This window comes from Agromyces sp. MMS24-JH15, from assembly GCF_043518605.1.
Classification (GTDB): domain Bacteria; phylum Actinomycetota; class Actinomycetes; order Actinomycetales; family Microbacteriaceae; genus Agromyces.
In genome coordinates this window covers 2,048,771-2,070,916 of sequence record NZ_CP171358.1, presented here as the reverse complement: position 1 = coordinate 2,070,916, position 22,146 = coordinate 2,048,771, and the positions used below count along the sequence as shown (strand labels likewise).

At 73.3% G+C, this 22,146-nt stretch carries 24 protein-coding genes and 1 pseudogene; 12 read left to right on the top strand and 13 right to left on the bottom strand.

All coding sequences use genetic code 11. From position 1 onward, the window contains the following. Positions 1-85: 85 nt before the first annotated feature. Positions 86-445, top strand: coding sequence for a hypothetical protein (locus ACDF64_RS09450; RefSeq protein ID WP_394550705.1), 360 nt, complete (start codon positions 86-88; stop codon positions 443-445). Between the two features lie 199 nt (positions 446-644). Further along, on the top strand, positions 645-1,475 hold the full coding sequence (locus ACDF64_RS09445) for an alpha/beta hydrolase (RefSeq protein WP_394550703.1): 831 nt from the start codon (positions 645-647) through the stop codon (positions 1,473-1,475). Between the two features lie 91 nt (positions 1,476-1,566). Here ACDF64_RS09445 and ACDF64_RS09440 read toward each other — a convergent pair whose 3' ends face one another. Then, entirely contained in the window at positions 1,567-2,259 is a 693-nt protein-coding gene (locus tag ACDF64_RS09440; protein WP_394550701.1) for an NAD-dependent deacylase, read from the bottom strand. A gap of 102 nt (positions 2,260-2,361) precedes the next feature. On the opposite strand from ACDF64_RS09440, the gene ACDF64_RS09435 reads away from it, so the two are divergent. Continuing rightward, positions 2,362-3,450, top strand: a complete 1,089-nt coding sequence (locus ACDF64_RS09435; protein WP_394550699.1) for a trans-sulfuration enzyme family protein — start codon at positions 2,362-2,364, stop codon at positions 3,448-3,450. Positions 3,451-3,476: 26 nt separating this feature from the next. Here ACDF64_RS09435 and ACDF64_RS09430 read toward each other — a convergent pair whose 3' ends face one another. Further along, complete coding sequence (locus ACDF64_RS09430) at positions 3,477-4,100, bottom strand: class I SAM-dependent methyltransferase (protein ID WP_394550697.1); 624 nt, start codon at positions 4,098-4,100, stop codon at positions 3,477-3,479. A 62-nt stretch (positions 4,101-4,162) separates the two neighbouring features. On the opposite strand from ACDF64_RS09430, the gene ACDF64_RS09425 reads away from it, so the two are divergent. Continuing rightward, on the top strand, positions 4,163-5,005 hold the full coding sequence (locus ACDF64_RS09425) for an EI24 domain-containing protein (RefSeq protein ID WP_394550695.1): 843 nt from the start codon (positions 4,163-4,165) through the stop codon (positions 5,003-5,005). Here ACDF64_RS09425 and ACDF64_RS09420 read toward each other — a convergent pair. The 3 genes and pseudogenes from ACDF64_RS09420 to ACDF64_RS09410 all read right to left on the bottom strand — a co-directional run. After that, a pseudogene (locus ACDF64_RS09420) lies at positions 4,993-5,433 on the bottom strand (histidine phosphatase family protein); the annotation flags it as partial. The gene ACDF64_RS09425 and the pseudogene ACDF64_RS09420 overlap by 13 nt on opposite strands. 139 nt (positions 5,434-5,572) lie before the next feature. Beyond that, positions 5,573-6,121, bottom strand: coding sequence for a hypothetical protein (locus ACDF64_RS09415; protein ID WP_394550694.1), 549 nt, complete (start codon positions 6,119-6,121; stop codon positions 5,573-5,575). Positions 6,122-6,142: 21 nt separating this feature from the next. Then, entirely contained in the window at positions 6,143-7,126 is a 984-nt protein-coding gene (locus tag ACDF64_RS09410) for a cytochrome b/b6 domain-containing protein (RefSeq protein WP_394550692.1), read from the bottom strand. Between the two features lie 127 nt (positions 7,127-7,253). On the opposite strand from ACDF64_RS09410, the gene ACDF64_RS09405 reads away from it, so the two are divergent. Then, entirely contained in the window at positions 7,254-7,733 is a 480-nt protein-coding gene (locus ACDF64_RS09405; RefSeq protein WP_394550690.1) for a heme-binding protein, read from the top strand. Positions 7,734-7,781: 48 nt separating this feature from the next. Here the strand turns inward: ACDF64_RS09405 and ACDF64_RS09400 are convergent, their stop codons facing one another. Beyond that, positions 7,782-8,228, bottom strand: a complete 447-nt coding sequence (locus tag ACDF64_RS09400) for a VOC family protein (RefSeq protein WP_394550688.1) — start codon at positions 8,226-8,228, stop codon at positions 7,782-7,784. Between the two features lie 174 nt (positions 8,229-8,402). Between ACDF64_RS09400 and ACDF64_RS09395 the strand changes: the two genes are divergently transcribed. Together ACDF64_RS09395 and ACDF64_RS09390 are read left to right on the top strand one after the other, a co-directional pair. After that, positions 8,403-8,609 (top strand): hypothetical protein, encoded by a 207-nt coding sequence (locus ACDF64_RS09395; RefSeq protein WP_394550686.1) that lies wholly within the window; start codon positions 8,403-8,405, stop codon positions 8,607-8,609. Between the two features lie 160 nt (positions 8,610-8,769). Continuing rightward, a complete protein-coding gene (locus ACDF64_RS09390) occupies positions 8,770-10,392 on the top strand; it encodes an MFS transporter (RefSeq protein ID WP_394555096.1) in 1,623 nt (540 codons plus the stop codon). A 16-nt stretch (positions 10,393-10,408) separates the two neighbouring features. On the opposite strand, the gene ACDF64_RS09385 is transcribed toward ACDF64_RS09390, so the two are convergent. The 3 genes from ACDF64_RS09385 to ACDF64_RS09375 form a co-directional block, all read right to left on the bottom strand. Then, positions 10,409-11,431 carry a glycoside hydrolase family 43 protein gene (locus tag ACDF64_RS09385; protein ID WP_394550684.1) on the bottom strand — a complete coding sequence of 341 codons (1,023 nt, stop codon included), beginning with the start codon at positions 11,429-11,431 and terminating at the stop codon, positions 10,409-10,411. 190 nt (positions 11,432-11,621) lie between these two features. After that, positions 11,622-11,828: a cold-shock protein gene (locus ACDF64_RS09380; protein ID WP_394550682.1), complete on the bottom strand. Its 207-nt coding sequence runs from the start codon at positions 11,826-11,828 to the stop codon at positions 11,622-11,624. Positions 11,829-11,953: 125 nt separating this feature from the next. Beyond that, on the bottom strand, positions 11,954-13,048 hold the full coding sequence (locus ACDF64_RS09375; protein WP_394555094.1) for a fatty acid desaturase family protein: 1,095 nt from the start codon (positions 13,046-13,048) through the stop codon (positions 11,954-11,956). Positions 13,049-13,287: 239 nt separating this feature from the next. Between ACDF64_RS09375 and ACDF64_RS09370 the strand changes: the two genes are divergently transcribed. Together ACDF64_RS09370 and ACDF64_RS09365 are read left to right on the top strand one after the other, a co-directional pair. Further along, entirely contained in the window at positions 13,288-13,998 is a 711-nt protein-coding gene (locus ACDF64_RS09370; RefSeq protein WP_394550680.1) for a GntR family transcriptional regulator, read from the top strand. Further along, entirely contained in the window at positions 13,965-14,987 is a 1,023-nt protein-coding gene (locus ACDF64_RS09365) for a 1-aminocyclopropane-1-carboxylate deaminase (protein ID WP_394550678.1), read from the top strand. Before ACDF64_RS09370 ends, ACDF64_RS09365 begins: the two co-directional genes overlap by 34 nt. 341 nt (positions 14,988-15,328) lie before the next feature. Here the strand turns inward: ACDF64_RS09365 and ACDF64_RS09360 are convergent, their stop codons facing one another. Both ACDF64_RS09360 and ACDF64_RS09355 read right to left on the bottom strand, forming a co-directional pair. Then, entirely contained in the window at positions 15,329-16,855 is a 1,527-nt protein-coding gene (locus tag ACDF64_RS09360) for an ATP-dependent DNA ligase (RefSeq protein WP_394550676.1), read from the bottom strand. 60 nt (positions 16,856-16,915) lie between these two features. Further along, positions 16,916-17,788, bottom strand: a complete 873-nt coding sequence (locus ACDF64_RS09355; protein ID WP_394550674.1) for an LLM class flavin-dependent oxidoreductase — start codon at positions 17,786-17,788, stop codon at positions 16,916-16,918. A 113-nt stretch (positions 17,789-17,901) separates the two neighbouring features. On the opposite strand from ACDF64_RS09355, the gene ACDF64_RS09350 reads away from it, so the two are divergent. Next, positions 17,902-18,834, top strand: coding sequence for an alpha/beta hydrolase (locus tag ACDF64_RS09350; RefSeq protein WP_394550673.1), 933 nt, complete (start codon positions 17,902-17,904; stop codon positions 18,832-18,834). Positions 18,835-18,874: 40 nt separating this feature from the next. On the opposite strand, the gene ACDF64_RS09345 is transcribed toward ACDF64_RS09350, so the two are convergent. Next, on the bottom strand, positions 18,875-19,318 hold the full coding sequence (locus tag ACDF64_RS09345; RefSeq protein WP_394550671.1) for a pyridoxamine 5'-phosphate oxidase family protein: 444 nt from the start codon (positions 19,316-19,318) through the stop codon (positions 18,875-18,877). Positions 19,319-19,407: 89 nt separating this feature from the next. On the opposite strand from ACDF64_RS09345, the gene ACDF64_RS09340 reads away from it, so the two are divergent. After that, complete coding sequence (locus tag ACDF64_RS09340) at positions 19,408-20,301, top strand: 3-methyladenine DNA glycosylase (RefSeq protein ID WP_394550670.1); 894 nt, start codon at positions 19,408-19,410, stop codon at positions 20,299-20,301. A 47-nt stretch (positions 20,302-20,348) separates the two neighbouring features. Here ACDF64_RS09340 and ACDF64_RS09335 read toward each other — a convergent pair whose 3' ends face one another. Then, entirely contained in the window at positions 20,349-21,122 is a 774-nt protein-coding gene (locus ACDF64_RS09335; protein WP_394550669.1) for an SDR family oxidoreductase, read from the bottom strand. Positions 21,123-21,229: 107 nt separating this feature from the next. Between ACDF64_RS09335 and sigJ the strand changes: the two genes are divergently transcribed. After that, complete coding sequence (sigJ, locus tag ACDF64_RS09330; protein WP_394550668.1) at positions 21,230-22,141, top strand: RNA polymerase sigma factor SigJ; 912 nt, start codon at positions 21,230-21,232, stop codon at positions 22,139-22,141. Positions 22,142-22,146: the final 5 nt, after the last annotated feature.

Sequence of the window (22,146 nt, the reverse complement as noted above, 5' to 3'; positions counted from 1 at the left end):
TCGACTCGATAACAGAGCCCTATCGAGTCGATAACGAGAGGATGTCTCGACCTGTCGGGCTCCGCGGAGCAGCCACCATGGAAGGGTGACCGGTTCTGCGCCCGCCCTTCCCCGACGGAACTCCGTCGGTGCGATCGTCGCGCCCGCGGTCGCCGGCATCCTCGCCGCGCTCCTGCTGCTCGCGGTCGGACAGGCCCCGACCATCTGCGCGACGAGCGACGCATCCGCGTGCCCGACGCCGGACGACCGGTTCGCGGTCGCGCTCTGGTGGACCTTCGCGGTCGTCGTGCTCGCGACGATCGCCACGCTCCTGCGCCTCCGCGGCGGCGAGCGCTGCACGACCTGCTCGCACGTCGCCTTCGGCGCGCTCCTCGTCGCGACGGTCGTCGGGTTCTTCGCGACGCTCGCGACCGGCGGCTTCGTCATCCCGCTGTTCTGGTTCTGAGCCGAAGGCTCACCAGCGCCCCCTCGGCTCGAGGCGCCTCCGTGCGCCCGATTCGTGCTGCCCGCGTGTCCGTCCGAAGTCGGTCGTGAAAAAACTTCGGGAATGGTGTTGACAAGGGAGAACGATCGGTCTACCTTCATGATCAGACCAGAAAGAACGATCGTTCTACCGGGCGATCAGAACCTGAGGAGAAGGAACCATGACCACCACCGAGAAGGCACCGATCGTCCTCATCCACGGCCTCTGGATGACCCCGACCAGCTGGGACACCTGGGCCGAGCGCTTCCGCGCCGCCGGTCACGAGGTCTTCGTCCCGGGCTGGCCCGGCATCGACGACCGCACCGTCGAGGACATCCGCTCGAACCCGGCCGCCCTCAAGGGCATCGGCCTGAAGGAGATCGCGGACCACTACGAGCGGATCATCCGGGCCCTCCCCCGCAAGCCGATCATCATGGGCCACTCCTTCGGCGGCGTCATCACGCAGATGCTCGCCGACCGCGGCCTCGGCGTCGCCTACGTGGGCGTCGAGCCCGGGCAGACCGCGGGCGTCACGGCCCTGCCGCTCTCGACCCTGTGGACCGGCACGCCGATCCTCTCCAACCCGTTCGACAAGAACGGCGCCAAGCCACTCTCCAAGCGCCACTTCCACTTCACGTTCGGCAACGACCTCCCCCGCGCCGCGTCCGACGAGCTCTGGGAGCAGTACGCCGTGAACTCGTACAACCGCGTGTTCTTCGAGGGCGTCGCCTCGGTGGCCAACGAGAAGGGCGGCGTCACCCACGTCGACTACGCCCGTGCCGACCGCGCCCCGCTGCTCATCCTCACCGGTGAGATCGACCACGTCGTCCCGCCGGCCATCGGCCGGGCGATCGTGAAGAAGTACGCGAAGACCGGCAGCCCGTCGATCGTCGAGTACAAGGAGTTCGCCGGCCGCACCCACCGCATCGTGAGCCAGGACGGCTGGGAGGAAGTCGCCGACTACGCGCTCGACTGGGCGGTCGCGCACTCGCAGGACACCGTCGCCGCCTGACGCGGCGCCGGCAGGGCACTCGGATGGCACGGACCCGGACCGTGCCATCCGCCATGTCCGGGGACGACCGCCGACCGGCACCGGTCGGCCGCTACGCCGCCGCGAGCACCTCGTCGACCCACGCGGGCACGAGCATGCTCGCGAGCCCGAGCCGCACCTCGTCGAACAGGAGCGACACCTCGCTCTCGACGAGGTTGATCTCGAGCGTCACGGCCCCGAAGCCCGCCGCGGTGAGCACGAAGCCCGCCGCAGGGTGCACGGCACCCGACGTGCCGACCGCGACGAAGCGGTCGCACGCGGCGAGCGCGAGGTCGATCCGGTCCAGCTCGTACGGCAGCTCCCCGAACCACACGACGTCCGGACGCAGCGCGGCTCGGCCGCACGCCGGGCACGCGGGACGGTCGCCGAGGTCCCCCACGACCGGCGACCGCTCGCCGCACGATTCGCACAGCGCCGAGTCGAGGCGGCCGTGCATGTGCACGACGCGCTCCGAGCCGGCGCGCTCGTGCAGGTCGTCGATGTTCTGGGTCACGACGAGCAGGTCGTCGCCGAGGGATGCCTCGAGCCGCGCGAGCGCCAGATGCGCCGCGTTCGGCTCGACCGAGGCGACGGCGCGGCGCCGGTCGTCGTAGAACCGCTGCACCGTCGCGGGGTCGCGGTGGAACGCCTCGGGCGTCGCGACATCCTCGACCCGATGGCCCTCCCAGAGCCCGCCCGCGTCGCGGAACGTGGGCACGCCGCTCTCGGCGGAGATCCCGGCGCCCGTGAGCACGACGACGCGCATCAGCGCCTCGGTCCGCGGAGCGAGGAGACGGCCATGCCTCGACGGTACTCGCCTTCGCTGCCCGTGACCGGTCGGCGAGCCCAGCCGCATTACGCTGATCCGATGAGCGTCACGCCCGAACACCCCGCCCCCGCCGACCTCCGCCCCGAGACCGTCGCCGTCACCGTCGGCCGGCCGCCGCACGTGCCCGACCAGCCGCTGAACGTGCCGGTGCACCTCGCATCGACCTACGTCGCCGGCGGCGACCTCGAGTACGGCCGGTACGGCAACCCCTCGTGGACGGCGTTCGAGGACGCGCTCGGCGCACTCGAGGGCGGGCGCTGCGTGTCGTTCGCCTCGGGGCAGGCCGCCGAGGCCGCGGTGCTCGACCTCGTGCCGGACGGCGGCATCGTCGTCGCGCCCCAGCACTCGTACACCGGCACCGTGCTCGCGCTCGACGACCGCGCGACCATGGGCCGGCTCTCGGTCCGCTACGTCGACCTCACCGACGTCGAAGCCGTGCTCGCCGCCTGCGACGGCGCGGACCTGCTCTGGTTCGAATCGCCCACGAACCCCGCGCTCGAGCTCGCCGACACGCCCGCGCTCGTGGCCGGCGCGCACGCGCGCGGCGCCCTCGTCGTCGTCGACAACACGTTCGCGACGCCCGCGCGGCGCCGGCCGCTCGCCGACGGCGCCGACCTCGTGGTGCACTCCGCGACGAAGGCGATCTCGGGGCACAGCGACGTCATCATGGGCGCCGTCGTCGGCACGGATCCCGCGCTCGTCCAGCGCGTCATCGCCCGGCGTTCGCTCGTCGGCGGCATCCCGTCGGCGTTCGAGACCTTCCTCGCGCTGCGCGGCCTGCGCACCCTCCACGTCCGCATCGACCGCGCCGAGGCGACCGCGCGGACTCTGGTCGAGCGCCTCGACGGGCACCCCGCGCTCTCGGAGGTCCGGTACCCGGGCTTCGGCACGATCGTCTCGATCGTGCTCCGCGGCGGCGCCGAGCCGGCCGACGCACTCGCCGGGCGCACGGCGCTGTGGATCCACGCGACCAGCCTCGGCGGCGTCGAGTCGACGTTCGAGCGGCGCCGCCGCTGGCCGGCCGAGGCCGAGACGATCCCCGCCGGCCTCGTGCGGCTCTCGGTCGGCCTCGAGCACCCCGACGACCTCGCCGCGGACCTCATCGCCGCGCTCGACTCGGTCGGCTGACCCCGGGACCGGCGTCGACCGACGCGCTATGCCCGCTCCGCGGCGCGCCGCCCGTCGAACAGCAGCACGGGCACGGGACCGAACGGCATCGAGCGCACGCGCAGCCGGAGCACCTCGTCGGCGGCGAACCCCGCCGCGGTGAGCGCGGTCTCGGTGTCGCGATCCCAGTGGCATCCGTGGCACACGCGCCTGGAGATCGGGGTCGCGACGCGCTGCACCGCGCGCTTCAGCGTGCCGGGCGGCGCGACGACGTGGTCGACGAAGACGACCCGGCCGCCCGGCACGAGCACGCGCCGCACCTCGGCGAGCGCCGCGGCCGGGTCCCCCACCGAGCACAGCACGTAGGTCCCGAGCACCGCGTCGACCGAGGCATCCGGCAGCGGGATCGCCTCGGCGACCGCGTCGAGCGGCTCGCTCCCGTGCCGCCACTCGCGCGCGCGCGTCGCGAGTTCGGCGCGCCGCCGTGCGTCGGGCTCGAGGCCGACCCACTCGACCTCCGCATGCAACGCGCCGAAGTTCTCGCCCTCCCCGGCGCCGATCTCGAGCACCCGCCCGCGCAGGCGCGCGACGAATCCGCGCTCGAGGTCGTCGAGGTGGTCGTCGTCGACGAGCGGGACGGCGCCCGGACGGGCGGTCGGCGTGCCGGTCACCCTGCCATGCGAACACGGCCCGCCGCCCGCGTCAACCGATCGGGCGGGCATAGGCTCGGCGCGTGATCGTCGGGTTCCTCGAAGGCGCCGACCTGCTCGGCCGCGGATTCGGCACGTGGCGGCGGCATCCGGGGCTCATGCTCCTCGGGCTCGTGCCCGCAGCGCTCGTGTTCTCGCTCATCGTCGTGGCGCTCGTCACCTTCGGGTTCGGGCTGCCGCGCCTCGCGCACTGGGCGACGCCGTTCGCCGACGACTGGACGCCGCTGTGGCGGGGCATCCTGCGCTGGGGGCTCGTCGTGGTGTCGTTCGCGGCCGCGGTCGTCGTCGCGATGATGACCTTCACGGCCCTCACGCTCGCGGTCGGCGACCCGTTCTACGAGCGCATCTGGCGGGCCGTCGAGCTCGACCTCGGGGGCGAGGTGCCCGAGCGCGGCGCGGGGTTCTGGCGGGGCGTCGCCGACGCGGGCGAACTGCTGGCACTCGGTATCGCCGCGGCCCTGGCCGTCTGGCTGGTCGGGTTCATCCCGCTCGTCGGCGGCGTGCTCGCGCCCGTGGCCGGCGCGTTCCTGTCGGGGCGGATCCTCGCGCGCGAGCTCGCCGGGCGCGCCTTCGAGGCGCGCGGCATGCGCCTGCGCGAGCGTCGGGCGACGCTCCGGCTCGCCCCTGCGCGCGTGCTCGGGTTCGGCGTGGCGACGCAGCTGTGCTTCCTCGTGCCGTTCGGCGCGATCCTCGCGATGCCCGCCGCGGTGGCCGGCGCGACGCTCCTCGCGCGCGGCCTGCTGGATCAGGCGACGGCTTCGCCGCCGAGCCCGTCCGCCACGGGCTCGCCGCCGACGGTCAGCACCGTCCAGCCCGAGGCATCCGCCTCGACCAGCGAGGACGAGAGGTTCTCGAGCCGCGGGTAGTCCCACGCGTCCGCGCCGCTCAGCTCGGCGAGCGCGTGGCGGATCAGGGTGCCGTGCGCGACGACGAGCACGCGCCGGCCCGGGTGCTCGGCCCGGATCCGGTCGAGGCCGCGCACCGCGCGCGGCCCGAGGGCGGCGCGGGGCTCCATGCCGGGGATGTCGTCCAGGAGCGGCCAGCGTTCCCTGGCCTCGGTCACGGGCAAGCCCTCGGCCTCGCCGAAGTGCTGCTCGACGAGCTCCTCGTAGGTGCCGGCGAGCTCGATCCCGAGGCCGTCCGCGAGGATCGCGGCGGTCTCCCGCGCGCGGCCGAGCGTCGAGCTCACCGCGAGGTCCCACGGTGCGTCGGACAGCGCGGCGATCGCGGCGACGGCATCGCGCGCCTGCGCGCGACCGGTCTCGTTCAGCGGGATGTCGGTCTGCCCCTGCATGCGCATCGCGGCGTTCCAGTCGGTCTGGCCATGGCGGATGAGGGCGTAACGCACCCGACGAGCCTACCGGCGGCGGCTGGGGAAGGTCTGGAGACGTGTCGCGGTGCGACGCGGGCCGCGTCGCACCGGCGTCCCGGCGCTACGCCGCGGGCGGCGTGAGCCCCACCCGGTCGGGCACCTGGCCCGGCACGGTCGGCAGCCACGCGTCGACCTTCGGCCACGCGCGGCCCGTCGGCAGGCGGCGCAGGAGCGGCGCGAGCGACTCGTCGGCATCCGGCCACGGGATGACCCGCGTCGGCGAGGCCACCGCGACCACGCCGAGCCACCAGTGCTTCCACGTGACCGGCAGGGTCTCGGGGTGCAGGACCACGTAGTAGTCGGGCACGTGCATGGCCCGTCGCGTGGATGCCTCGACGGCGCGCTCGATCTCGAGCTCGAGCACCTCGTAGGTCGACAGGTCGTCGTAGAACTCGACCCACGCCGCCGCGACGTGCGCGAGCGGGTCGCGGTCGTGGACGACGTACGGGCGGTCGCCGGCCGCGGACCAGCGGGCGACCTGGGCGTCACTGGCGTCGGACAGCTCGGAGAAGGTCGCCGCGTGCACGTTCGGGAACCGCTCGAGCGAGCGGATCGCGGACGCCGCCTCCTCGCCGACGACGACCAGCGTGGTGCTGACCGGTGGCTCCATTTCCGCAGTCTACGCCGCGGGTCAGCCCGCCTTGCCGCCGACGGGCCGCTGGGCGGGCGACGGCGGAGCCGGGGGCATCCGCCGCACCTGGCCCGTCCTCTCCGCGACCGGCAGCAGCATGAGCGGGCGCGCGAGCACCCAGCCGATCGCCATGACGCCGACCGAGACCGCGAAGATCGCGAGCCCGACCCAGTCGTCGGCGTCCCGCGCCGCGTACATCGCGTTGAGGTTCGCGAGCACGCCCGTGGAGAACACCAGCACGACGTGCACGAACGTGAACGCGAGCAGGAACAGCATGGTCGGGAAGTGCAGCGCGCGCGCCGACTTCTCGCTCAGCACGCCGGCGATCCGGCCCTCGGCCGGCCACACCGGCGAGAGCCGGACCCCGGTGAGGATGGCCAGCGGAGCGGCGATGAACACGACCGCGAAGTAGCTCAGCACCTGCAGCCCGTTGTAGACGACCCACGCCGTCTCGGTCGGCCAGTCGAGCGAGGCGTACTGCAGCGCGGCCGAGATCGCGTTCGGCACGATGCTCCAGTCGGTCGGCACGATGCGCACCCACTGGCCCGTCGCGAACAGGAGCACGACGTACAGGACGCCGTTCACGACCCAGAACGCCTCGACCCAGAGGTGCAGCCACAGCGAGATGCCGAGCCGGCGCGGTGCGCGCTCGGTCCGCGGCCACCGCGCGTTGTCCCTGGTCCAGAACGCGGACGGTCGCTGCTTCGAGCGCAGGATGAGCCCCGTGCGCACGAGCATGACCATCAGGAACGCGTTGAAGAAGTGCTGCCAGCCCACCCACGCCGGGATGCCGACCGGCGCCCACTCGGGCAGCGGCGCCTCGCCGGGGTACTCGTCGACGAACGCCTCGACCGCCGGGACGGTGCGCAGGAGCTTCGCGACCACGACGACGACGAGCAGTCCGAGGACCGCGGCCGCGGCCGCCCAGGCGGCGCGCTTCCAGGAGACGCGCGCGAGCGCGGTGCGGATGGTCGGGTCTGACACCCGTTCACGATGGCAAACCGGATGCCCCGACGCAACACGGGACGTGATCGGGAGTCATCCGGCACCCCCTCGGGCGCGGCCGGAGCGCGGCTAGGGTGTGATCGTCCGCCGTGCCGAGGGAGCCGAGATGACCGACCAGCCCGACCTGCCCGTCTACACCGTCGCCGACCTCGAGGCCGAGCCGCGGTTCGAGGTCGACGCGTTCGCCAACGACGACGCGGTCGCGCTCGGCCTGTTCGGCATCGAGGTGATCCGGGAGCGCCGGCTCGACCTCGCGGTGCGCATCGTGCTGCGCGGCGACGCGGTGTTCGTCGCCAAGCTCGGCTCGACCGGGCCGGGCAACGACCCGTGGCTCGCCGGCAAGGCCGCGGTCGCCGAGCGGTTCGGCGAGCCGAGCCTGCTCGTGCGGCGCCGCCACGAGGAGGCCGGCACGCCGTTCGACCGGCGCGAGGACGTCGACCACGACCGGTTCCGCGCGCACGGCGGGTCGGTGCCGATCCTCGTCGCGGGCGAGGTCGCCGGCACGATCACGATGTCGGGCGAGCCGGACGTGCTCGACCACGCGGCCGCGCGCGAGGCGGTGCGGCGGTACCTCGCGGCTCGCTGACCCGCGCGGCCGCGGGAGCCGGTCCGGTGTTCCGGCGAGGCGGTGCGCTCAGCCGGCCGACTGCATCGGCATCTGGTCCGTGCCGTCGCTGAGGACCGGCGAGATCAGCCCGACCACGTTGTTGTCGGGGTCGAGCAGGTAGCCGACCCGGCCGATGCCCTGCATGTCCTCGAGCGGGAGCGCCGCGAGGCCGCCGAGCTCGAGCCCCTTCGCGAACACGGCGTCGATGTCGCCGTCGACCCCCACGACGATGTTGCAGCCGTTGATCGGCGCGCCCACCTCGGGAACGGCCGTGCCGCCGCGGCGCGTCAGGCCGCCGTTGATGCCCGCGCCGGGGGCTCCTCCGTTCTGGATCGACCCCTCGCCGGTCTCGATCGACCAGTACTCGATCTCGCCGAACTGCGTGAAGGTCCACCCGAACAGCGCCGAGTAGAAGTCGATGAGCCGCTGCGGCTCGGATGCGTGGATCTCGAAGTGGACGACGAGGTTCGCCATGATTCCCCCTTGAACGGTTTCCGGCGCCCACGGTACGCGCCCGCGCCGACGGCCTCCACCCCGGCCATGGAGTCCGGCCGCCCCGGCCATCGCGTCCGCCCGCCCGTCCGCCGCGCGAACGCGCCCGGGCCGGACTAGGCTCGAACGCGACGGTCGGGCCGGGCGGGGGGACGAATGGCGAAGGACGACGATCGGCACGTCGTGTCGAACGCGCGCTACGACGAACTCAAGGCCGCCTACAACCGCCGGATGCGTGCGCGCTCGGGTCGCCCGGACGACATCGGCGACGAGGACGAGGTCGACCGCGAGGTCGACCGCCCCGAGCGCGACTACCGGGGCTACCGGGGCGAGACGCCGACCGGTTCGAGCGAGGTCCTCTGAGGGCTGCGACGAGCCGCTCCGGCCGCGACCGGACCGGGACTCCCGCCCATTCGCTAACCGGGCGAACGATGTCGGCGAGGAGGGGTAGGCTGGCGCGGTGACCGCCGCCCCGAGCCCCGACTCCCCCGCCGCATCCGCCGTCCCCGCGGCATCCTCGACCGTGGCGCCCGCGGCGCCGAGTCGCCGCGACTGGGTCGGCCTCGTGTTCATCAGCATCGCGGTCGCCCTCATCATCGTCGACTCGACGATCGTCAACGTGGCGATCCCCTCGATCGTCGACGACCTCGGCATCACCTCGACGCAGGTCCAGTGGGTGCAGGAGAGCTACACGCTCGTGTTCGCCGCGCTGCTGCTCGTGTTCGGCACGCTCGCCGACCGGTTCGGCCGCCGCCGCATGCTCGTGCTCGGCGTCGCGATCTTCGCGCTGTCGAGCATCGCCGCCGCGCTCGCGACCAGCGGCGAGCTGCTCATCGCGTCCCGCGTGGTGCAGGGCGTCGGCGGGGCGATGATCCTGCCGACCACGCTGTCGCTCCTGAACGCGACCTTCCGCGGCCCCGCGCGCGGCATCGCATTCGCGATCTGGGGGTCGACCATCGGCGGCATGGCGGCCGTCGGGCCCCTGCTCGGCGGCTGGCTCACCACCGACTTCTCGTGGCGCTGGGCCTTCGGCATCAACGTGCCGCTCGGCATCGCGATCATCATCGGCGTGCTCGTCACGGTCGTCGAGTCGCGGGCGGCGCACCCGTCGCGCATCGACGTCGTCGGCGCGATCCTGTCGGTCGTGATGAGCACGAGCCTCGTCTTCGCGCTCATCGAAGGCCGCACCTACGGCTGGTGGCTCGTCGACGAACCGCTCGAGATCGGCGACTGGACCTGGCCGCTCGACGTCTCGATCATCCCGTTCGCATTCGCGCTCGCCGCGCTGAGCGCGACCGCCTTCGTCGCGTGGGGCCTGCGGCGGCAGCGCCGCGGGAAGAGCACGATGCTGCCGTTCCCCCTGTTCCGGCTCGGGTCGTTCCGGAACGGCAACATCGCCGCGCTCATCGTCTCGCTCGGCGAGTTCGGCATCATCCTGTCGCTGCCGCTGTGGATGCAGAACGTGCTCGGCTACGACGCCCTGCAGACCGGGTTTGTGCTGCTCGCGCTCGCGATCGGCTCGTTCGTCGCGAGCGGCGCCGCGGCCGCGTTCAGCCACCGCGTGCCCGCGGTCCACGTCGTGCGGATCGGCATCGCCGCCGAGATCGTCGGCCTCGTGCTCGTCGCGCTCGTGATCGCGCCGGACACGCCGTGGTGGCAGATCGTCATCGGGCTCTTCGTCTACGGCTTCGGCGTCGGGCTGGCGACCGCGCAGCTGACCGGCGTGGTCCTCGCGGACGTGCCGGTGGCCGCGAGCGGGCAGGCATCGGGCACGCAGAGCACGTCGCGGCAGTTCGGCTCGGCGCTCGGCATCGCCGTGCTCGGAACCATCCTGTTCACGTCGCTCTCGTCGGGACTCGCGGCGGAACTCGACGGCACCATGCCGGACGACGTCCGCGACCAGGTCGTCGAGATCGTGGTCGACAGCGCGGGAGCGGCCATCCCGTCGCTCGAGGAGCGCTCGCCCGAGGCCGCCGACGCGGCGCGCGAGGCGTTCAGCCAGTCGACGAGGTACTCGGCGTTCGCCGCCGCGGGATTCCTCGCCGTCGGCCTGCTCGCGACCCTCTCGCTCGGGCGCGGGCGCCCGCTCGACGACGAGTCGGATGCCCCGGCCGAACCGGTGCGGACCACGACGGACGCGGGATAGGCGCGGCCGCCGCCCGTCAGGCCGGCGGGTAGGCCGCGAGCAGCGCCTGTCGCTCGGTCTCGGTGATCGGGATGACGGTGCCGTGCCTCGGGCTCGCCGGGAGCGAGGCATCCTGCACGATCCGCCAGTCGGGCGTGGCGAGCGAGGCGGTCTCGAAGAGCACGTACCCGTGCCCGCCGTGGTACTCGGGCTGGTCCTGCAGGAGGTACCAGCGGTCGCCCGTGTTCGAACGGAACACGCTCGGGCCCTCGCCCGCGGTGAACTCGCCGCCCCACGGGTTCGGCTGCCCGAAGCCGACGCGCTCGGCGACGAGCGTCCAGCCGTCGCCGGTCTCGACGCCCTGCGTGCGGCGCAGGTCGGGCGAGGACTCCTGCCGCATGCCCATGTAGGACTCGTCCTTGGTGAACCGGTGGAAGACGCCCGCGTCGAACGCGACGGCCGAGTCGATCATGCCGAGCCCGGCCCCCTGCGGCTCGTCGATCCACAGGCGTGCGGGCGAGAACGACCGGAAGTCGCGCGTCGTCGCGAAGAACATGCGCTGGTACGACGTGCGGATGTCCCGGTCGTCCGGATGTTGCGCGACCGGGTAGGTCGCCGACGCCCAGTACACGACGTACTCGCCGGATGCCTCGTCCCAGGTCGCCTCGGGTGCCCACGCGTTGCCGGCGCCGTCGGGCGCGAGTGCTGCGGCGCGCTGCGGCGACCAGTGCACGAGGTCGTCCGACTCCCACACCATGATCGAACGGCTGCCGGTCTGCTGCGCGCGCGCGAAATCGACGGCGGGGTGGACCTTGAGGTCCGTCGCGAGGAGGAAGAACCGGTCCCCGCCGTCCGGTGCCGGGCCGCGCACGATGAACGGGTCGCGGAGCCCGCGCTCGCCGAGTTCGGACTCGAGGATCGCCGCACCGCGGTTCAGGTCGATCCACCTGGTCGGGTCGTCGCCGTCGCTCACCGCGAAGCGGATCCGCTCGGCGTCGTCGGTCGCCTCGCCGGCGAACGAGACGAACAGGTACGCGGAGAAGGCTTCGCGGCGGGGCATCCGTTCAGCGTAGCCCGCGTGCCGTGGGCCGCCGCCGACGCTCGACGCAGCGCGACCCGGCGCGAGGGGAGGGTCCGGCGTCGACGCGCCGGCGGAAACAGGAAACGGATGCCGCGGCGGCACCCCGAGGGGCACGCGGCGGCATCCGTTCATCGATCGGCGGCGAGCCGCCGATCAGGAGCTGCGAGGACTACGCGATGACGCGGATGTTCTCGGCCTGCATGCCCTTGGGGCCGCGGGCGACGTCGAATTCGACCTTCTGGTTCTCGTCGAGCGAGCGGAAGCCGCCCGCCGCGATCGCGCTGAAGTGCGCGAAGACGTCGGCGGTGCCGTCGTCCGGGGTGATGAAGCCGAAGCCCTTGTCGGCGTTGAACCACTTGACGGTTCCGGTAGCCATGTTTCATTTCCTTCTGTAGAGCCGAGCCGCTGAAGCGGCTGCGACGTGCACGACCCAGTCGTGCGTTGCTCCGTCGGCGATGTCCGCCGACGGAAGTTGGGGGGTGCGCCGGGGCGCACGGTCGATCAGACCCGGCGGAACCGGTTGACCATGGGGCAGTCGAACGGGTCGCGCGCAGCGAGTCCGACGCGGTTCAGGTAGCGGATGACGATGCCGTACGACCGCAGCAGCGTGGTCTCGGTGTAGGGCACGTCGAGGGTGCGGCAGTACTCGCGCACGATCTCGCGCGCCTGGGCGAGGTGCGGGCGGGGCATGTTCGGGAAGAGGTGGTGCTCCACCTGGTAGTTCAGGCCGCCGAGCAGCGCGCTGGCCCACCAGCCACCCGAGACGTTGCGCGAGGTGAGGACCTGCTTCGAGAGGAAGTCGAGCTTCGCGTCGGCGGGGATGATCGGCATGCCCTTGTGGTTCGGCGCGAACGACGCCCCCATGTAGACGCCGAAGACCGCGAGCTGCACGCCGAGGAACGCGAACGCCATGCCGAGCGGGAGGACCCAGAAGATCGCGCCGAGGTAGATCGCGAACCGGGCTGCGATGAGGCCGAGCTCGATCCAGCGGCCCTTCACGGGCCCGCGGGCGAAGAGCGTGCCCATCGACCGGTAGTGCAGGTTCAGGCCCTCGAGCGTGAGCAGCGGGAAGAACAGCCAGCCCTGCCGACGTGTGATGAGTGCGAGGAGGCCGCGCTGCTTCGCGGCATCCGTCTCGACGAACGAGATCGTGTCGAACTCGATGTCGGGGTCCTTGCCGAGCTTGTTCGGGTTCGCGTGGTGGCGCGTGTGCTTGGTCATCCACCACGAGTAGCTGATGCCGACGACGCCCGCGGCGAGGATCCGCCCCACGCGATCGTTCGCCGGCCCGGACTCGAGCACCTGGCGGTGCGAGGCCTCGTGGGCGAGGAACGCGAACTGCGTGAAGATGATCCCGAGCGCGCCCGCCATGAGCAGCTGGAACCACGAGTCGCCGAGCAGGATGAACCCGGTGATGGCGCCGCCGAGCGCGAGGGCCAACACCGTGATGAGCACGGCGTAGAACCAGCGCGTGCGGTTCAGGAGCCCCGACTCTCGAACCACCCTGGACAGGGCGGTGTAGCTGCGGGTGAGATCCGGGGATCCGGTCCGGGGCTTCGTCGCCCGGACCGCACCGAAGGTTTCGGTGGAGGAGATGTCTGCACGTCCCAGCTCGTCATCGACTTCCCAGCCGGGGTTCGCAGGCAACCGCCCGCTGAAGATTCCATCAGCCTATCGGTTCCGCATGGGAGCACACTGTGAAGTCGCCGGGCGTGCCGCCCGTCGTGCCGCCCGTCGGCCCGCCCGTCGCCGCGGGGCCTGAGGGGCGCTGCGTAGTGCCGTTGCGTCGCCTCGGGGGTTGACGCGGGCGCCAGCCGTGGGCTGCAATATATTGCATGCCGCTGCCCGCCCTTCGCGCTGAACGACCCCGCTCGCTGCGCGACTACGCCTACGCGGCGCTGCGCGACGCGATCGTGAGCGGCGCGTTCGCTCCCGGCGAACGGCTGCGCGATCCCGAACTCGAGGCGTGGCTCGGCGTCAGCCGGACCCCCATCCGCGAGGCGATCGCCCGGCTCGAGCAGGCCGGCCTCGTGCAGACGCGCCGGGCGAAGCAGACGGTCGTCGCGCCGCTCGACGCGCGATCGGCCCTCGCCGCGCAGCGCATCGCCGCCTCGCTGCACGAACTCGCCGTACGCGACGCGGTGCCCCAGCTCACCGACGCCGACCTCGAGGAGATGCGCGCGGCGAACGCGCGCTTCGCCGACGCCCTCGACGCCGGGGACGTGGAATCGGCGATCGGCGCCGACGACGCCTTCCACGCGGTCGCCGTGCGCGCGAGCGCGAACCCGCTGCTGCCCGCACTGCTCGAGCAGGTGACGCCGCTCCTCCGCCGCCTCGAGCACGCCCGGTTCGGTTCCTTGGCCGGTCGCGGCTCGGTCGCCGACCACGACCGCATCATCGCGCTCTGCGGCGCCGGTCTCGCCGACGACGCCGCGGCCGCGACGCGCGAGAACTGGTCGACGCTCGGTCGGCTCCTGCACCTCGACGATCCCACCCCCACCGAAGGAGCACCATGGCCCTCGCCGACTTCCCCCGGCATCCGCTGACGTTCGGGCCGAGCCCGATCCATCCGGTCGCGCGCCTGAGCGACCACCTCGGCGGCGCCCGCATCTGGATGAAGCGAGAGGATGTCTCGAGCGGCCTCGCCTACGGCGGCAACAAGGTGCGCAAGCTCGAGTACCTCGTGCCCGACGCGCTCGCGCGCGGCGCCGACACGCTCGTCTCGATCGGCGGCGTGCAGTCGAACCACACCCGCCAGGTCGCCGCGGTCGCCGCGCACCTCGGCCTCAAGGCCGTGCTCGTCCAGGAGCACTGGGTCGACTGGCCCGACTCGGTGAACGACCGTGTCGGCAACATCATGCTCTCGCGCCTCATGGGCGCCGACGTGCGGCTCTCGCCGGCGGGCTTCAGCATCGGCTTCCGCGACTCGTGGAAGGACGCGATCGCCGACGTCGAAGCGGCGGGCGGCACGCCGTACGCCATTCCGGCCGGGGCATCCGACCACCCGCTCGGCGGCCTCGGGTTCGCGAACTGGGCGCATGAGGTCGCCGAGCAGGAGCGCGCGCTGGGCGTGTTCTTCGACACGATCGTCGTGTGCTCGGTCACCGGGTCGACGCATGCCGGCATGATCGCCGGCTTCGCCGACCTCGAGCAGCACTTCGGCGGGCGCCCGCGCCGGGTGATCGGCATCGACGCCTCGGCGAAGGCGGACGAGACGCGCGACCAGGTCGGGCGCATCGCCCGTCGCACAGCCGACCTCATCGGCGTCGGGCGCGAGCTCCGCGACGACGAGATCACCGTGCTCGAGGGATGGGCCGGCGACTTCTACGGCATCCCGGTCGAGTCGACGGATGCCGCCATGCGGCTCGTCGGCTCGCTCGAGGGAGTCATCCTCGACCCGGTGTACGAGGGCAAGTCGATGGCCGGACTCATCGACCTCGTCACGAGCGGCGAGATCCCGAAGGACGCGAACGTGCTCTACGCCCACCTCGGCGGCCAGCCGGCGCTCAACGCGTACTCGGGGCGCTACCACTAGGCCGGGTCCCATCCCCTGCCCGTCCCATGCTCGTTTCCCCGCCGATCCGGCTCCGCACCGATCCGGCCACCCGTCGGGCGCCCCCGCGATGTCGCACGGATCGACCACCCGCGAACCGATTCCGACGGTCTGCGCGACATCGCCGTGCGAGGGTCCATGAATCGATGCCACGCGTGGGACGCCAGGTCGATTCGGGCGACATCGTCGAACGGGATGCCACGAATCGACGCAACCCGACCCGGCCCGGCCCGACTCCGCGCCCGCCCCGGGCATCCACCCGGCTCCGCGCACGCCCGGGCATCACCCGGCTCGGCGAACGACCCTCGCCGGACGAGCCGGGATCAGCCGCGCAGCAGGGCCCGGAGCGTGCCGATCGTGTCGGCCTCCTCCGGGCGCTTGTCGTCGCGATAGCGCTTCACGCGCGCGAAGCGCAGCGCGACGCCCCCGGGATACCGGCTCGAGCGCTGGACGCCGTCGATCGCGATCTCGACGACCGTGATCGGCGCGACGAAGACCGCGTGCGGCGTGCGGCGCACCTCGATCTCGGGGAAGCGCTCGGTCTGCCAGCGCAGCAATTCGTCGGTCAGGCCCTTGAAGGTCTTGCCGACCATCACGAAGCCGCCCGGTTCGCCGAACTCCCCGTCGGGGTCGAGTGCGCCGAGGTGCAGGTTCGACAGCCAGCCGGTGCGCCGGCCCGACCCCCATTCGCACGCGAGCACGACGAGGTCGTACGTGTGCACGGGTTTCACCTTGATCCAGCTCGCACCCCGCCGGCCCGCCGCGTAGGGCGAGCCGATCGCCTTGACGACGACGCCCTCGTGCCCGGCCGCGAGCGCGTCGCGTGACACGCCCTCGGCGATCCCGGCGTCGGCGGTGACGACGCCGGGCACGCGATGGTCGGGTGCGATCCGCTCGAGTTCGGCCAGCCGGGCGGCGAGCGGCTCGTCGAGCAGGTCGCGTCCGTCGACGTGCAGGACGTCGAAGAACCACGGGTGCAGCAGCGCTTCGCGCGAGGCATCCGCGCCGAACCGGGACATCGTCTCCTGGAACGGACGCGGCCCGCCGTCCTCGTCGAGCGAGAGCGTCTCGCCGTCGAGGATGACCGACTCGACCGGGAACGAGCGCACGACGTCGACCACCTCGGGCAGCCGGTGCGTGATGTCGGCGAGGTTCCGCGTGTACACGCGCACCTCGTCGCCACGGCGGTGCGCCTGGATGCGCGCGCCGTCGAACTTGAACTCCACGGATGCCTCGCCGGTCGACTCGATCGCCGCGGCGACGGTCGGCGCGGAGGCCGCGAGCATGGGCAGTACGGGCCGGCCGACGACCAGCCCGACGGCGTCGAGCTCGGCCGCCGATCCGGTGAGCGCCAGCCGGGCGGTCTCGCCGAGGTCGCCCGAGAGCATCGCCGCCCGGCGGACGGCGACGACCGGGCGGTCGGCTGCCCGCGCGACCGCGTCGACGAGCACGCCCTCGAGCGCGCCCGTGCGGAGTTCGCCGAGGATGACCCGGGCGAGGAAGTCCTGTTCGGCCGCGGTCGCGCGCCCGGTCAGGTCGCGCAGCGCCGCGGCGCGTTCCCCGGACGACCCCGTGCCGGCCTCGACCGACGCGAGCCGTTCGAACGCGGCGTCGACGTCGAGCACGCCGAGCGTCGGCTCGTCGACCGGGTCGCCCATCGCGGCGCCGATCCCGCGCCAGCCGACGCCGATGCGGCCCTGCCGGGGCTTGCCCACGAGGAAGCCGACGGTGGGCGCGATCTCCTCCGGCGCGAGGCGCGCGAACAGGCCCGCGAGCGCGTCGACCTTCGCCAGGCGCGACCGCGTCGACGCCACCGCGTCGGCAGCCTGCACCACATCCCCCAGCAGCACCACGCCAGTCTCCCACCGGCGTCCGACATCCCGCCCGGGGCCCGGGCGGGACCTGGGAGGTCACCCGACGAGCGCGGCGACCTCGCCGACCGACCGGTAGAACCCCTCGATGTCGGGCTCGTCGGCCGTGGGCTGCAGGATGACGGCGGTCGCGCCGGCCGCCGCGAAGCGGGCGACGTCCGCGGCGACCCCAGCGGGGTCGCCGACCGCGATGCGCGCGCGATCGGCCTCGGGATGCCACGGCCGCAGGTCCTCGAGGGCCCGGGTCTCGGCGTCCGCGCCGCCGAACGCCGTGAGCAGGAAGATGACGATCTCGGGCGCGCCCGCGCGGCCCGCGGCATCCCGCCCGGCCTGCGCGATCGCGACGGCGTCGGCGATCTGCTCGGGCGACTTGCCCGCGGGGATCACGATGCCGTCCGCGAGCTCACCCGCCAGGCGGAGCGTCTTCGGGCCCTCGGCTGCGGCGTGGACGGCCGGCGACGACGCCGGCGGCCAGTCGAGTCGCACGCGATCGAGTGACACGTACGTGCCCGACGTGTTCACCTCCTCGCCCGCGAGCAGGGCCCGGAGCGCGGGCACGTACTCGCGCATGAGGCCGAGCGGCGACGCGACGCGAGCGCCGACCTGGCCCATCCAGTCGAGGACCCCGTGCCCGAACCCCGGCACGACGCGGCCGGGGAACATCCGCTCGAGGCTCGCCGTCTCCATGGCGGCGAGCGCGACGTTCCGCAGCGGCATCGGCGCGATCCCGATGCCGACCCTCAGGCGGTCGGTCAATGCGAGCGCCGCGCCGGCGGCCGAGTAGGCGCCCTGCCGGAAGCAGTCCTCCCAGAGCCAGAGTTCGGGCACCCCGGCCGCCTCGGCGGCGAGGACGGCGGCGCGGAACCGCTCGGGCGGGAAGGCGGGCTGGTAGATCGCTCCGATGCGAGGCATCCCACCATGCTGGCAGAGCCCGCCGACCCGCGTGGCCGCGCCGGGTCATCGGACACCGATGTCCGGTGTAGGCTACGGCTCACCCCCGCTTGCCGACGATTCGAGGAGGAATCATGTCGGTCTACCACCCCGACCTGCGCGGCGGACGCTTCATGCCGTCGATCCCCGCCTGGCTGCCGATCCTTCGCCTGATGCGCGTCGAACCACGACCCAAGCCCGCGCCCGCCGACGTCCTGATCGAGGACGTCGAGGTGCCCGGCACCGACGGCGGTCCCGCGGTCCGGCTCCGCGTCTACCGGCCGGCCGGTGCGACGGCGGCGGATGCCCCGATCCCCGCGCTGCTCTGGACCCACGGCGGCGGCTACCTCATCGGCAGCCCCCTCCAGGACGAGGCGTCGAGCCTCGCGTTCGTGCGGAAGCTCGGCATCGTCGTCGTCGCCCCGAAGTACCGGCTCGCGCCGGAGCATCCGTCGCCCGCCGCCGTCGAGGACGCGTACGCCGCGCTCGAATGGCTCTTCGCCCACGCCGGCGAACTCGGCGTCGACGCCGAGCGGATCGCGGTCGGCGGCGCGAGCGCCGGCGGCGGACTCGCGGCCTCGCTCGCGCTCTACGCCCACGATCGCGGCGTCGTCCGGCCCGCGTTCCAGCTGCTCGTGTATCCCATGCTCGACGACCGCACGGTGCTGCGCACCGACCTCGACACCCGCCATGTCCGGGTCTGGGGTCGCGCGCAGAACCGGCTCGGCTGGGCCTCCTACCTCGGTGCGGAACCGGGCTCGCCCGACGTCTCGCCGTACGCGGCGCCCGCCCGGCGCGAGGACCTCCGGGGCCTGCCGCCCGCGTGGATCGGCGTCGGCTCGCTCGACCTGTTCCACGACGAGGACGTCGAGTACGCGCGCCGGCTGCGGGAGGCGGGCGTCGCGTGCGACTTCCACGTCGTCGACGGCGCGTTCCACGGGTTCGACGCGGTGTACCGCAACGCCGGGGTCTCGCGCTCGTTCCACGACGAGCAGACGCGCGCGCTCCGGACGGCGCTCGCCTGCTGAGGTCATCGCCGCCGCGGCACCCCCGCGCCGCGGCGGACGATCAGTCCTCCCGTGGGCGCTCGAACGAGCGGCCCGTGACCTCGCGCGGGAAGATCCGGACCCAGCGGTCCTTCTGCTGGGCCTCCGGAGTCCACGGATCGACGCCGAGCGTGGACGCGCCGGCGACCTCCTCGTTCTCGAGGACCTCGGCCGCGAACCCCTTGACGACCACGCTCCACACCTCCTCGTCGTCGTAGCCGTCGACCTCGAACGCCACGCGCGCATCGATGAGGATCTGCAGCAGCTTCGAGCCCGGCGAGGTCCGGAACACGATGGACCGGTCGTCGTCGACGCGGTGGTTCACCGGGAAGAGGTCCGGCTCGCTGCCGACCGCGGTCGCGAGTCGCCCGTACGGCGCCCCCTCGATCCGCTGCCAGCACTGCTCCTCGTCCAGCCACTTCGTCGGCTTGCGCTCGTCCAGGTAGTCGTCGAATCCCCCACTCATGGGCCCAGTCTGCCCGTTCGACGCCTGACGCGCACTGGGGAATCTCGGGCACCCGGATCCCGCCCAGCCGCGCGGCCTATCCTCGGAGCATGCCCGCCGCCGCCCCGACCGTCGCCGAGCGCGCGCACGCCGTGCTCGCCGCCGACGACTGGCGCGCCCGCGAGCACGCGCACGCCGAGCGCGCCGACGCGCTCACGGCCGGCCACCGCGCCCGCGCGGCGCGCGGGGAGAAGCATCCCATCGAGGACTTCCTCTTCACCTACTACTCGTACTCGCCGAGCCTGCTCCGTCGGTGGCATCCCGGCGCGGGCGTCGAACTCGCCGAGGCATCCGGCGACCCGCGCGCGGGCTGGCGCTGGTACGCGGCGGGCGCGACGCCCGGCTCGCTCATCGTCGACGCGGACGCGATGCGCGACGAGAAGGCGCCGCTGCTGCACGCGATCGAGCGGATGCTCCGCCTCACGGCCGCGCGACCCGCGGCCTTCGGCTGCTTCGGGCTCCACGAGTGGGCGATGGTGTACCGCCAAGCCGAGCACCGGCACTCCGTGCCGCTCCGGCTCGGGCAGGCGGCGACCGACGAGGTCGTCGAGTCGAACGACCTGCGCTGCACGCACATCGACGCGTACCGCTTCTTCACCGCGGACGCGACCCCCCGCAACCGGTTCGCGCCCACGCGCGACACCCAGCCCGAGCTCGAGCAGCCGGGCTGCCTGCACGCCAACATGGACGTCTACAAGTGGGCGATGAGGCTCGGCCCGCTGGTCCCGGGCGAACTCCTCCTCGACGCGTTCGAGCTCGCGCGGGACATCCGCCTGCTCGACATGCGGGCCTCGCCGTACGACATGGCGCCGTGGGGCGGCGAGCCCGTGCGCATCGAGGAGCCCGCGGGCAAGGCCGAGTACGTGCGCCGCCAGCGCGGCTTCGCCGAGCGCGCGAACGCGCTGCGCGGGCGCATCCTCGACGCCGTGTTCCCGACCGCCTGAGGCGAGGTGCGACCGCGGCCGCCCGAGCGAACGCGCCCGCCCGTCCCTCAGGACGCGACGGCCGCCGCGTCGGTGCGCACCCACTCGTCGTACGACTGCGAGCCGAGCTGCGCGCCGGGCCCCGGCAGGGCGTCGCCGCGTCGCATGGCCTGCATCTGCTTGCCCGGCAGGCTGACCGCGACCACGGGGCCGCGGAGTCCGCGCGCCTTCGCGAGCATGCGCACCATGTCGGCGAGCCGCTCCTCGCGGGGGCCCGCGAGATCGGGGACCCGGCCCGCCGGCTCGCCCTCCGCGAGGTCGACGAGTCGCGCGGCGACCTCGCCCGCCGCGACGGGTTGCGTGCGTGCGTTCGGCGCGAGGTGGACGCCCGCGACCGACAGGCGGTCGAGCATCTGCCCCGCGAACTCGTGGAACTGGGTCGCCCGCAGGATCGTCCACGGGACGGCGCCCGCCTCGACCGCGCGCTCCTGCGCGACCTTGCCCGCGTAGTAGCCGTACGGCGCGCGGTCGACGCCGACGATCGAGAGCGCGACGTGGTGGGCGACCCCGGCGGCCTGCTCGGCCGCGAGGAGGTGCCCGGTCGTCGCGGTGAAGAACGCCTCGGCGTCGTCGGCCTTCAGCGTGGTCACGTTGCTCACGTCGATGACGGCGTCGACGCCCGCGAGCGCGGCGACCAGGCGGTCGCGTGCGGCGGCGTCGCCGCCGAGCAGGTCGATCCCGGCCGAGCGCGCGAGGACGACGACCTCGTGCCCGCGCTCGCGCGCGAGTCCGACGACGCGGCTGCCGAGCAGCCCGGTGCCTCCGGCGACGGCGATCTTCATGTTCGGTGTCCTCTCGCGGCGGGGCATCCGCCCGCCCTCACCTGGTCCGACGATGCGGGCCACCGGAATGTGAGGTGGGACCCGGATCGGGGTGGAAAGCTGGAGGGATGACCCCCGCCGACCCGGCAGATGCCGGCTTCGACCCGGCCGCGCTCGACGCCGAGCGCCGGCGCCTGCTCAGCCTCGCGTTCCGCATGCTCGGCACGGTCGCCGACGCCGAGGACGCGGTCCAGGAGACCTACGCGCGCTGGTACCGGATGCCTCCCGCCGATCGCGCGGCGGTCGAGAACGTCGCGGCCTGGCTGACGACGACGGCGAGCCGCATCTGCCTCGACCAGCTCGGCTCGGCGCGCGCGCGGCGCGAGCGGTACGTCGGCGAGTGGCTGCCCGAGCCCTTGCCGGCGAGCGCGTTCGGCGATCCGGCCGCGACGGCCGACCCACTTGACCGGGTCACGCTCGACGACTCCGTCTCGACGGCGCTGCTCATCGTGCTCGAGCGGATGACGCCGGCCGAGCGGGTCGCGTTCGTGCTGCACGACGTCTTCGCGATGCCGTTCGACGAGATCGGGGAGGTCGTCGGCCGCTCGCCCGCCGCCGCCCGGCAGCTCGCCTCGTCGGCGCGGCGTCGCGTCCGCGAGGGTCGCACGGTCGCGCCGGGCGCGCCGCGGCACCGCGAGGTGGTGCAGACCTTCCTCGCGGCCGCAGCGGGCGGCGACCTCGGCGCGCTCGTGCGCGTGCTCGACCCCGAGGTCCGCCTGGTCTCCGACGGAGGCGGCTTCGCGAGTGCGGCGCTCCGCCCGGTGCTCGGCGCCGACCACGTGGCCAGGTTCCTGCTCGGCATCGTCGCGAAACGGCCCGACATGGTGCTCGAACCGCACGTCACGGCCGACGGGATCGTGCTCGCGGCCGGGGTCGACGGCGTGGTCGACACGGTCATGGGGTTCGAGGTCGAGGGCGATCGGGTCTCCGGCGTCTGGATCATGCGCAACCCCGAGAAGCTGCGGCTCTGGAACCGGTGAGGATG